11 protein-coding genes are annotated in these 12238 nt (G+C 46.3%); 1 reads left to right on the top strand and 10 read right to left on the bottom strand.

The annotated features are described in order from the left end of the window. Window positions 1-35 precede the first annotated feature (35 nt). The 10 genes from NC994_RS23665 to NC994_RS23620 all read right to left on the bottom strand — a co-directional run bounded on the left by NC994_RS23665 (window position 36) and on the right by NC994_RS23620 (window position 9724). A complete protein-coding gene (locus tag NC994_RS23665; protein WP_190438409.1) occupies window positions 36-608 on the bottom strand; it encodes a TerD family protein in 573 nt (190 codons plus the stop codon). Window positions 609-701: 93 nt separating this feature from the next. Beyond that, window positions 702-1304, bottom strand: coding sequence for a TerD family protein (locus NC994_RS23660; protein WP_190438406.1), 603 nt, complete (start codon window positions 1302-1304; stop codon window positions 702-704). A 96-nt stretch (window positions 1305-1400) separates the two neighbouring features. Continuing rightward, window positions 1401-1976, bottom strand: coding sequence for a TerD family protein (locus NC994_RS23655; RefSeq protein WP_190438403.1), 576 nt, complete (start codon window positions 1974-1976; stop codon window positions 1401-1403). A 676-nt stretch (window positions 1977-2652) separates the two neighbouring features. Next, window positions 2653-3069 (bottom strand): hypothetical protein, encoded by a 417-nt coding sequence (locus NC994_RS23650; protein WP_190438448.1) that lies wholly within the window; start codon window positions 3067-3069, stop codon window positions 2653-2655. A gap of 125 nt (window positions 3070-3194) precedes the next feature. Next, complete coding sequence (gene secF, locus NC994_RS23645) at window positions 3195-4172, bottom strand: protein translocase subunit SecF (RefSeq protein ID WP_190438399.1); 978 nt, start codon at window positions 4170-4172, stop codon at window positions 3195-3197. Further along, window positions 4169-5587 carry a protein translocase subunit SecD gene (secD, locus tag NC994_RS23640; protein ID WP_190438394.1) on the bottom strand — a complete coding sequence of 473 codons (1419 nt, stop codon included), beginning with the start codon at window positions 5585-5587 and terminating at the stop codon, window positions 4169-4171. Before secD ends, secF begins: the two co-directional genes overlap by 4 nt. Before the next feature lie 137 nt (window positions 5588-5724). Then, complete coding sequence (locus NC994_RS23635) at window positions 5725-6708, bottom strand: alpha-ketoacid dehydrogenase subunit beta (protein WP_190414510.1); 984 nt, start codon at window positions 6706-6708, stop codon at window positions 5725-5727. Between the two features lie 57 nt (window positions 6709-6765). Further along, window positions 6766-6930, bottom strand: a complete 165-nt coding sequence (locus NC994_RS23630) for a hypothetical protein (protein ID WP_190438391.1) — start codon at window positions 6928-6930, stop codon at window positions 6766-6768. A gap of 91 nt (window positions 6931-7021) precedes the next feature. Next, window positions 7022-7366 (bottom strand): DUF4870 domain-containing protein, encoded by a 345-nt coding sequence (locus NC994_RS23625; protein ID WP_190414512.1) that lies wholly within the window; start codon window positions 7364-7366, stop codon window positions 7022-7024. 138 nt (window positions 7367-7504) lie between these two features. After that, entirely contained in the window at window positions 7505-9724 is a 2220-nt protein-coding gene (locus NC994_RS23620; protein ID WP_190438388.1) for an ATP-binding protein, read from the bottom strand. 743 nt (window positions 9725-10467) lie between these two features. Here NC994_RS23620 and prfC point away from each other — a divergent pair. Further along, window positions 10468-12117, top strand: a complete 1650-nt coding sequence (gene prfC, locus NC994_RS23615) for a peptide chain release factor 3 (RefSeq protein ID WP_190438385.1) — start codon at window positions 10468-10470, stop codon at window positions 12115-12117. Window positions 12118-12238: the final 121 nt, after the last annotated feature.

Here is a 12238-nt window from a genome sequence, read left to right as displayed (position 1 = left end):
TAAATCCCCCTTTTGATTAACTCCTTAACTAGCTTCTAAGAAGCGTATTTATCTACAAAACTCTGCAACCCTGATTTATAACCAGCGCCAACAGCTTGAAATCTCCATTCACCATCTTTTCTGTAAAGCTTACCAAATTCAATTGCCGTTTCTGCCGAGGCTTCTTCATCTAATTCATACTTGGCAATTTGGTTTTCTGTGGCATTGTCGTAAATTCTGATGTAAGAGTTTCTCACTTGCCCAAAGTTTTGCTTTCTTTGATCTGCTTCATGGATAGTCACGACAAAAACTATTTCTTGAACTGAAGCATCAACTTTGCTCAAATCAATTTGAACTGTTTCATCATCTCCTGAACCTTCGCCAGTTTTGCTATCTCCCTGATGTTTTACAGAACTGTCTGGCGATGTTGAGTTGTTATAAAATACAAAGTATTTTTCGTTAGGAATTTTTCCGTTAGCTCCCAACATAAATACAGAAGCATCCAAGTCAAATGCTGAACCTGTATCTGTAGCGTTGATATCCCATCCCAAACCAATACCCGCATTTTTCATGCTAGGTGCTTCTTTTGAGAGATTGATTCTTTCGCCTTTGTTTAAGTTAATTGACATGATTACTACCTCTTACTACAAAGCGACTTTCATTCAGAGTTGACATTGAGTTTAATTACTCAATAATTATCGAGCTAGCTACTTAACGAATGGTTAAGTATAGGCTTGCACGAGTTCATGTAACCCATTAACGCTAACACCATTGCCAATGGCTGCCATTTTCCACTCGTTGTTGTGATTGTAAATTTCAGCCATGATCATCCCGGTCATTCCTTTGTATTCAGCACCGGACAAATTATACTTGGCAAGTTCTTTATTATTAGAGCTATTTACCAGACGTACAAAAGCATTTTTTACCTGTGTAAAGTCTTGTTTACGCTCAATACAGTGGTAAATATTAACCGTAAAAACAAGTTTCACAATTTCCTTCGGTAGCCGAGCTAAATCTACAAGAATCTGCTCGTCATCGCCTTCTCCTGCACCTGTGAGATTATCACCCAGATGGGTAATTGCTCCTGAGGGGTGGGATAGGTTGCCAAAGAAAACAATGTTAGCTTTATCTTTTACTTTGTCATTTTGATCTAAACAGATTACTGAGGCATCCAAATCGTAGTCTTGAGTGTTGCTGAAAGCTCCAAACAAACCGCCGCCCGTGCGTTTTGCTACATCCCATCCGAGGCCACACATGAGTTTAGTTAGTCCGGGTGCTTCTTTGGAAAGTGAGATGCGTTGCCCTTTTTGTAGGTTGATTCCCATGTAAATTATCCTAGATATCTTAGGTTGGTAATGTTTTTCAGCTACTTGATTGGGTAGTCGTTCGCCACAAAATTCATTCAAGTTTGATTCTAAATTTTAGCTATAGCGCTCCAGTAGTGCTTGCAAGCCGCCTTGATAGCCTGACCCCACGGCATTGAGCCGCCATTCACCGTCTTTACGGTAGAGTTCAGCCATGATTAGTGCTGTTTCTATCGAGTAGTCTTCCACAAGGTCGTAACGGATTGCTTCCTGTTTTGTCTGAGCATTAACGATACGCACGAAAGCATTTCGTACTTGACCAAAATTTTGACTGCGTTGCTGTGCTTCGTGGATAGTTACAGTAACAACGATTTTTTGAACGTTGGTTGGCACTTTTTTGAGATTAACTTTGATGACTTCATCATCTCCCTCACCTACACCAGTGAGGTTGTCTCCCATGTGCTGAAGTGATTTATCAGGGTCGGGACTTGTGAGATTATTGTAAAAAATGAAGTGGTTGTCAGAAATAAGTTTATCGTTGGCACCCAACATGAATACTGATGAGTCCAGATCAAAGTCGTAACCTGTGTCTGTAGCTTTAACGTCCCATCCGAGTCCAATCAATATCTCTGTTAGGCCAGGTGCCACTTTTTCAAGTGATACTCGTTGCCCTTTAGCTAGTGAAACTGCCATAAGTTTTCCTTCCTGTTTATAGCCAATAAAAAGCATACAAATTTGAAATTAATTTCAAATTTGTTGCATCAAATTCGGAATTTTTTTGCAAATAGCAACACAATTCAATCAGCTACAGTTAGTCGCTGATTAATTCGGACTATGTTGAGAATAGTTGAACAGCAATTAGCAATTTTTTGCATGGCTAGTGGTGAAGGTTGAGCGTGGTTTACCCTACAGTAAGTCACACTTAATGAAGCCGCTAATTTTTATTGTGTTAATCCGGTTGACTACGGGAATTCACGCGCGACTTTGCCTATTTCCGTTGAGTCATTACTAAAAGTTTTTATGACTATCCGGCTTTTCCCCTCAATGTATTACAGGCTGGAACGCAGGCCATGCCATGCGCTCTATCGTAGTCATTGTTAAAAAGCATTGTAAAGAGTAAAAATACTTAGCGTGAAAAAAAACGCCATGTTTATGCCAAATAATTCCCTGCTACTAGAACTATAGAGGTTTTCATTTGCAAACAGCATAATGAATTTCCATAGCAAACAAGTTGCAAAAAGCTTCGTATTTTAATATATGTTATTGTTTTTTTGTCAGTGCGTAAGTCATAAAATTGAACAATTTTTAATTGACTTGACAAACCCACTTTCAACGTGGGTGACTTTGCCCTTGCTGGCGAATTCGATTTTTAATTGACTTGACAAACCCACTTCCAAAGTGGATGACTTTGCCCTTGCTGGCGAATCCGATATACCTGTTGCTCTAAGCGATGTTGTTCCCGATTGGATATTCCAAGTAAAATATTCCGGCTTTGCCACACCAATACAGAAGCTGTCATGCCAATGCACAAAGCAAGTCCCAGGGCTGGCAGCGGATTGTAATAAAGTCCATATCGCACTGCCGCCCAGGTAAAGTATTCCCGCAATAGAGAAATTGGGTAGCGCAAGCCCCAGAGACTCAAGGGACCAATGGTAATCCAAAGCAACCCGGCGACCAACCACCTGCCGTAGACAGTCAGCCGGTGTAACCTTTGCACTTGCTGTTGGAAGCTTGGATCATCGGCATGGCTGAGGGGGTTGCGGGTCAGAGGTTCAGAAGGGCACAGGGGTAGAGGAGAAGTTGAATCTAGATTATCCTGTACTTCCCCGCTCTCCGGCTCTCCAGCTCCTCTGCGCCCTTGCTCCCAGCGATCGTCTCTTGCCTGATTCATTGCTTCTTGCCTTATGCCCTTCAGATTTCATCAGAAGCTTTGGGTTCCGTTGCCGCAATAGCGATCGCTTGACCCGTCCGTTCTCTCCACCAAGCTAAAAGGGTACTCGCAATGAAGATACTGGAATAAGCACCAGCGGCAAACCCAACAATCAGCGCTAAGGCAAAGTTTTTCAGCGTTTCTCCACCAAAGAAAAAGATGGAAAACAAAGTCAGCAACACTGTAAAGGTGGTGTTAATCGAGCGAGTCAGGGTTTGATTAACCGCGTCTTCGACAATCTGGTTAATATGCTCTCCAGGATTCAGTTTAATGACTTCCCGAACCCGGTCGTAGATCACCACCGTATCGTTGACCGAGAAACCAATGATCGTCAAGATAGCGACGACAAATAAGCTATCGACTTCAGTACCGAACACCAAGCTCAAGATAGCGAAAAACCCTAGGGTGATCAAAACATCGTGGAGCAAGGCAACAAAGGCGAACAAGGAGTAGTCGAACTGGAAGCGGAAGGTCAGGTAAACAAAAATACCCACAAAGGAGAGCAATATCGCCAGTAAACCAGAGGCAAATAACTGGCGTCCGAGAGTCGGTCCCACCGTGTCTATCTGAGTCTTTTGGGGATCGAAGGCTCTGAGTTGGTTTAAGGCATTTTGCAGCTTGGTGCGTTGGTCAACATTCAACGCTTTGGTGCGAATAGACACACCCGGCTGAGTTTGCCCTTGAGCGTTCCTGGTTAACGCTTGGATGCTACTGTCACCCAAACCCTGAGCTGCGATCGCTTCCCGAACCGTCGCGATATCAATCGGTCGATCGCAGTTGTTTGGTTTAGAACAATCGAGTTCAAACTGCAACCGCGTACCGCCGACAAAATCCAGACTGGGACGTAACGGCGCACCGATCTGCGTCCAGTTGATTACCATCGCAATCAGTCCACTCAGGATCAGGACGGCAGAAATCGTCCACCAGAGCGATCGCCGTTTGATTAGATTTAATTTCATGACCCTACCTCTGGCTCAGACTTCCTTGACGCCTGCAAATTCGGACAAAACCATTGTGGCTTGCGTAATTCTGGAAAGCTGATCGCTGTCATGAGTAGGGTACGGCTACAGGTAATTGCTGTAAACATACTCACTAAGACTCCGATTGCTAGCGTCAGGGCAAAGCCTTTTACCAGACCCGAACCCAGCCAAAACATAAACCCACAAGCAATTAACGTTGTGACGTTACCGTCCAAAATGCTGGAAAATGCCCGATAAAAACCAGATTCTACCGAACGATATAAACTCTTCCCGGCTCTTAATTCTTCCCGCGTCCGCTCAAAAATCAGTACATTGGCATCGACTGCCATCCCGATACTGAGAATAAAACCAGCAATCCCAGGGAGAGTCAAAGTAACGCCGAGTAAAACAAAGGCAGATAAGCACAATAGCGAATAAATGACTAACGCTATCCCAGCAATTGCCCCCGGTAAGCGGTAATAGACGCCGATGAAGATCAATACCAAAATCAGACCACCGATAGAGGCGTAAATACTGCTTTGGATACTATCTCGACCTAGGGTGGCTCCCACGGTACGGTTTTCAATGATTTCTACGGGGTAGGGTAGGGCACCGCCTCGCAGCTGGACGACCAACTCGTTAGCTTCTTCTAAGCTAAAGTTGCCTGTAATCTCGGCACCGCCGCCGCTGATGCCTTCTTGGGCATACTTTACTTCAACGGTAGCAGCGCTGAGCAGTTCTTCATCTAAGAAGATCCCCAAGGTGCGTCCCGTCCCGGCGATATTTTTGGTCAACTGGGCAAAGCGTCCGCCTCCTTCAGCATCAAAGGAAATGTTGACACTCCAGTTGTCGCTCGTCTGAAAAGGTCGGGCGGTCGCTCCCGTGAGGTTTTTGCCCGTGAGTGGGGGGTCGGTGCGCTCAAACAAAGCTGCGATCGCTTGGTTACTCCGCTGGAGAGCTTCCTGATTTTTCGCGATCGCGGCTTCATCTTTCGTCTTTCTCAACTCTTCCTGCTTCGCTTTTAATTCCCGTCGCAGCTGTTGTTCAATTTGCAACTGGGTTTCCGAACCCGGCTTTTGTTCGCGAAAATCCAATTGAGCGGTGCCACCCAGCACCCGTTCCGCTTGCTCCGGATCGCTGACCCCCGGCAGCTGCACCAAAACCTGGTCTTGTCCGACCGTTTGCACGATGGCTTCAGACACCCCAAGACCGTTAATCCGGTTCTCTACGACTTTCTGAACTGCTTCTAAATCTTCTCGCGTGATTTCTTTGCCTTCAGTGGGTTTCACCTGAAGCGTCAGTTGCGATCCCCCTTGAAGGTCTAATCCCAGCCGAATTGGAATCCTGGCAAGCACGGTGACAGAAGCAATCACCAGAACCAGAATTAAGGCTAATAAAGAACGCTGTCTCTGCATACCACGACCCGCTCAAACAAATGCTATGATAATCCCTTTTGGGCTGGTCGATCCGGATTGATTGTCAGCGGGCATTAGTCATTAGTCATTCGTCATTGGCAATTGACTCAGACTAGGGACTAAGGACTAATGACCGATCACACTTGGAGTGCCATCATCTTTTGCACGGCTTCCACAATTTGCTCTGGTTGGACAATCGTCAACCGCTCCAGCGCTCCATTATAAGGTGTGGGGATATCCTGGGAAGATAGCCGCAGAACGGGCGCATCTAGCTCATCAAATAGCCGATCGTTAATTGAGGCTGTCAATTCTGCCGCAATTCCGCCGGTTTTCATGCATTCCTCTACGATAATCACCCGATGGGTTTTCCGCACGGAAGCACCGATGGTATCGAAATCCAGCGGCTTGAGGGAAATTAGGTCAATTACTTCCGGATCGAAACCTTCTTTTTCCATCTGTTTTGCCGCTTGCATGACATGGTGACGCATCCGCGAATAAGTGAGGATCGTGACATCCTTGCCTTGCCGCACGACTTCTGCCTTATCTAAGGGCAGCACATATTCTTCCTCTGGTAAATCTTCTTTCAGGTTGTAGAGGAGGACGTGTTCAAAGAATAAAACCGGATTATCGTCGCGGATGGCAGCCTTTAACAATCCTTTGGCGTTGTAAGGTGTGGAGCAGGCGACAATTTTTAAACCCGGTACTGCTTGGAAATAAGCTTCTAGTCGCTGAGAGTGTTCGGCACCCAATTGACGACCGACGCCACCTGGCCCCCGAATCACCATCGGAATTTTGAAGTTACCGCCGGAGGTATAGCGCAGCATTCCAGCGTTGTTAGAGATTTGGTTGAAGGCAAGGAGCAAAAAGCCCATGTTCATGCCTTCGATAATTGGTCTGAGACCTGTCATTGCAGCACCTACTGCCATGCCGGTGAAGCTGTTTTCGGCAATGGGGGTGTCGAGTACGCGCAAGTCACCATATTTTTTGTACAGGTCTCTGGTGACTTTGTACGAGCCGCCATAGTGACCGACATCTTCACCAAGGACAAATACGGCTGAGTCGCGAGCCATTTCTTCGTCTATGGCTGCGCGGAGGGCGTTGAAGAATAAAGTTTCTGCCATCGGTACAGGAGAGAGGAGTTTGATCGGGTCAGATTAGGATTTTAACCTCTTGAGGCTCTAGAATTTTGCCAGCGATCGCACATCGCTCTGGATTGATGAACCGGAAGCGATCGCACTTTGTTCATCGGCAAATCTATCGTAGTATTGACAAAAGCCTAAAAATATGCAAAAACCCGTTTTCTCAAAGAAGACGGGTTTTATGGGAAAATTATGATTAATCAACCTACAGCTTTCTTGACTTCACGTACCTTTTAAGAGCCACGCAAGTAAAAAGTGAAACTCAAACAATTTTTCCTTTTTACTTTTCCCTTTTTTAAAGCAGGCGGAAGGTGAAGGGATAGCGGTAGGGTTGATCGGGATTACCCAAACAGTGAGTAATTGCCAGAATCGTCAGTGCCCAATGAACGATAAACCCGATAGGTCCGAGGATAAAGCCCAATAAACCAAGGGTGATAAAAGTTAAGAAGGCAATAATCGCTCCATAGAACCAAACATTGAAGTGAAAGTTGATTGCTTCTTTGGCATTGTCTTTCACAACTGGATCATCGGATACAAATAACATCGCGACGGGTATCCCGATAGACACCAGTGTCGTACTAAGAAAGATCGAGCCATGAGATAGTACCGACAACAACTTTCGCTTGTCCGTGTCGTACATCTAAACCCCCTAATGCTTCTGTTGCGTTGCCTCTAGTCAAGACTGTAACACGCGATCGCTGGGGGTGAGCCGCACGCTAGCGAACGGCTTTCCGTACCCGAAAGGCACAAAAGTTTCTGGTACTAAAGCAGAGAGAATTTATCCGGAAACAGCGGCAGAATTTCGGTCACTGACCGCAGCCGTTTGCTGATGTTGCTGCCGAATTGGAATCGCGATCGCGAACTCTGCCCCCTGTCCCGGTGCTGAAATGCATTTCAAGCTGCCGCCGTGTTTTTCGACTACAATTTGATAACTGATAGATAACCCCAAACCTGTGCCGCTACCAACAGGTTTAGTTGTAAAGAAGGGGTCAAAAAGCTTTTGGCGTACTTCCTCCGTTATCCCAAGACCATTATCAGAAATCCGAACCACAACTTGACGATCGTCTTGAACTTCAGTGCGAATCCGAATCCAAGGCAGGGGCGCTGGGGAACAAAGCTGCTGAGGAGAGTGTACCAAATTCTCCTCAGCACTTCTGCGCCTCTGTGCCTCTGCCTCTTCTAAGGCATCAATTGCATTGGTGATGGTATTTATAAATACTTGATTCAGTTGCCTCGCATAACACTCGATGGGGGGCAGATTGCCATACTCTTTAATAATTTCAATCGCTGGGCGTCCCAGTTTCCCTTTCAAGCGGTTTTGCAAGATCAGCAGCGTACTGTCAATGCCTTCGTGGAGATTAACCGCCTTCACCTCCGCCTCATCCAAGCGCGAGAAGTTTCGCAACGATAAGACAATTCCGCGGATACGGTTCGTCCCCGCCTTCATTGAGGACAGCATTTTGGGTAAGTCTTCCTGAAGAAAATCTAAGTCAAGGTTCTCCACGACTGCGGCAATTTCAGGAACAGGTTCGCAATTGTGTTGCTGATAGAGGCGAATCAGATGTAGTAATTCTTTTGTATATTCGTCGGTGTGAATTAGGTTGGCGTAAATAAAGTTAATAGGGTTATTAATTTCGTGAGCAACACCAGCAACCAATTGACCCAAGCTAGACATTTTTTCGCTCTGAATCAATTGAGATTGGGTTTGTTTCAACTCACATAAGGTTTTTTCTAGATGAAGTGTCTGTTGTCTTAATTGCGCTTCCGATTTTTGTAAAGCGATTTCTGCCTGCTTGCGTTCGCGAAGCGCGGCTTGCCGTTCGCTAATATCGCGTACTATTACCAAAGCTTCTGATTCTAAGCTACGCGCATACCGAGCCTCATAATCGTGCTGGTTGCCGTCTAGGGAAGTCATTTGATACTCGTAGAGTTGTGTTTCACCGGAAGCGATCGCTTTCGATACGTTGTACATGGTAGCTTCAGCCAACTCGGTAGGTAATACCTCCCACACGCTTTTCCCCAAAAAGTGACTGGGAGGCATCGCCAGAGCATCTTCTCTGGGCGCTTGAAAGTCCATAAAAGTCCCATCACTGCAAATCCGAAACAACATATCCGGTAGGGCTTGGATGAAGGCGCGATTTTTCGCTTCGCTTTCACGCAATGCCGCCTCTACTTGCTTGCGTTGAGTAATGTCGCTTGCTACGACTACAATCCCTTTACGGCTTCCATCTGGGTTGAATAAGGGCACCTTGGCGACATCAAACTTCTTCGCTGAACCATCGGGTAATAAAATCTCTTCTTCGTAATGGCTAATGGTTTCTGCACGCCACGCTCTTTCATCGGATTCTTGACAATCAAAAAGAGCTTCCTGATAAAATTCTGTATATTCTTCTAGTTCTGCGTCTGTCTTGCCCTGATAATCGACACCTTCGAGCTGAAAAAGCTTCAGTCCTTCTTGATTCGAGATCAGCCAGCGTCCTTCACCGTCTTTCATATTCACCACGTTCGGAACCGCATCAATCAGGGTATTCAGCCAGTATTCTTGACTTCGCAGCTGCGCCTCTATCTGCTGACGTTCCTGAATTTCTGATTTCAGTCGGCGGTTGGCTTCCTCGATCTGAGCGGGACTGGGCAGTGCTAGGATGTTAGGAATCAATGACATCAATACAATACCTGTCGCCACAGAAATCACAGCAGCTACAGCTTTCACTAACCCTGACAGCCAATACATTGGGTGCCATAGGGTCCAAATTTCCAACACATGACTCGTCCCACAAGCGATGATGAAGCTGCCAAACAACAGAAATACCCAATCAAAGGGCAAATCGCCTCGCTTGCGGACAATGTAAACCAACAGCAGCGGAATTGAATAATAAGCCAGGGCGATTAAACCATCTGACAGAATATGCAGCCACACTAGCCCTGTTTTCCACAAATAGCAGTGTCCGTGCGGGATAAATTGCCCGGAAGTAAAAAGATTGTGCAAGAGTGATGGCATAAAGTCTCCTTGGGGTTGCTACTTTATAGCTGAATATCGCTCGCTTGCGAGAGCTGGCACGGGTAGGTCTGCACCGGATAAATTACAGTGGTTTTGCTCTTGCAAAAAGACGGTTGGTTTCTTAGCGTAGAACTTAAAAAAAAACTTGCTTTGCTTAGCGCCTTGTATTTGGATTCGTCAGCAGTGCGTAATTTGAGATAGGAGACGAGTATTAACGGAATATATCCGCTTAGAATTAAATTAAGTAGATAGATATAAAGAAAGTGCAACCTTAAACGAAACTTCCCTGCGTTCTCAGTTCACCCACAAGTCGGGGGAAGAAGGGTGAGAATTTTTATTGACGAAAGAGAGAAACTTTCTCCCTTTCTTGGGGCGAAAAGTCTAAACAGAGGAAACCTCTGTTAGCATTAGGTTCTCGCGAATGGAAGAGCAACGCTTGTCAACACAGCAGGCGAATGGGCAAGGTCTTCCGGTTAATTGGACTTACCTCCTTAGACAAAACTGCTAGCGAATTGCGGCTAGCAGGAGTGAATCTAAATTTTTGATGAAGGTAAGAGTTGTTAATCGGGAATGTTACTGAAAGAAGCGATCGCGTCTTAGTCCAATCGGAACCCTAGAACGAATAAAAGTAAAAAGGCTATCTCCGGTTTGGGTTGTTCCGTCTGTTGTATACGGATACGCTTCATCGTTTCACAATCTAACCTTTTATAATTTTTGTTGAAAGTACCGAACCAGGCATCCGAATGTTTACTGATTTCCAGCCCCCAGAAGCAACCACTCAATCTGAAATACAAGCAGCGGTTGAGCGTCGGCGTAACTTTGCGATTATTTCTCACCCCGACGCGGGTAAAACGACGCTGACCGAAAAGCTGTTGCTGTACGGAGGTGCGATTCACGAAGCGGGGGCGGTGAAGGCGCGTCGGGCGCAAAAAAAGGCGACTTCTGACTGGATGGAGATGGAGCAACAGCGGGGAATTTCGATTACCTCGACGGTGTTGCAGTTTGCATATCACAACTGTCAGATTAATTTGCTGGATACTCCGGGACACCAAGATTTCAGTGAAGATACGTATCGGACGCTGGCGGCAGCAGATAATGCGGTGATGCTGATTGACGCAGCGAAAGGTTTGGAACCGCAAACACGGAAGCTATTTGAAGTATGCCGGATGAGAAAAATCCCCATCTTCACTTTTGTGAATAAACTCGACCGCCCCGGACGGGAACCATTGGAACTGCTGGATGAAATTGAGCAGGAATTGGGATTGCAAACCTATGCCGTAAACTGGCCAATAGGAATGGGCGATCGATTCAAGGGCGTCTACGACCGACGCCAGCAGAAAATTCACCTATTTGAGCGCAGCGCACATGGCAAGCGGGAAGCCCTGGATACCGTTGTAGACGTGGGAGATCCCCGAATTGAAGAACTGCTAGAGCAAGAACTTTACTATCAGCTCAAAGAAGATTTAGAACTCCTGGAAGGCGTTGGCTCAGAACTGGATCTAGACCTCGTTCACAATGGCACCATGACGCCCGTGTTTTTTGGTAGCGCCATGACCAACTTTGGGGTGGAGTTATTTTTGGATGCGTTTCTCGACTACGCCCTCAAACCCGGTTCCAGGCAAAGCAGTAATGGTGCAATTCCACCCACTTACCCAGAATTCACGGGTTTTGTCTTCAAGCTGCAAGCCAATATGGACCCGAAGCACCGCGACAGGATAGCCTTTGTGCGCGTCTGTACCGGCAAGTTTGAAAAAGACATGACAGTGAATCATGCCCGTACTGGCAAAACCGTTCGCTTGTCTCGTCCTCAGAAACTATTTGCCCAAGATAGAGAATCGATTGAAGAAGCGTATCCCGGCGATGTTATTGGATTGAACAATCCTGGCGTCTTCGCAATTGGCGATACGATTTATACGGGTCAGAAGCTAGAGTACGAAGGTATTCCCTGCTTCTCTCCGGAATTGTTTGCTTATCTGAAAAACCCCAACCCTTCTAAGTTCAAGCAATTCCACAAGGGCGTCTCGGAATTGCGGGAAGAAGGTGCAGTGCAAATCATGTACTCAGTGGATGAAGGCAAACGCGACCCAATCCTAGCAGCGGTGGGACAATTGCAATTTGAGGTAGTGCAATTTCGCTTGCAGAATGAATACGGTGTTGAAACTCACACAGAATTATTGCCTTATAGTGTGGCTCGTTGGGTAGCCGGTGGCTGGGAGGCTCTGCAAAAAGTAGGGCGTCTTTTCAACACCGTGACGGTGAAGGATAGCTGGGGGCGTCCGGTGCTGTTGTTCCGAAACGAATGGAATTGTCAGCAGGTGCAAGCGGATCATCCAGAGTTGAAGTTAAATTCTGTAGCGCCTGTAGCGGCGGGGCAACAACCAGTAGATTTTTGACCTAAGCGCTTGGTAAAAGCCAATACCTCACTGGTTTCCTGGGTCATGATTGATGGAACCCAGGCTGTTTCAGGCTGGGTGCCATTGTCTCGCCGGAGCCGGATATCAAAAGGAGCCGGAT

It is taken from the genome of Trichocoleus sp. AS-A1 (assembly GCF_039962015.1).
Taxonomy (GTDB): Bacteria; Cyanobacteriota; Cyanobacteriia; order Cyanobacteriales; family FACHB-T130; genus FACHB-T130.
This window is presented reverse-complemented; position numbering and strand designations above follow the sequence as displayed.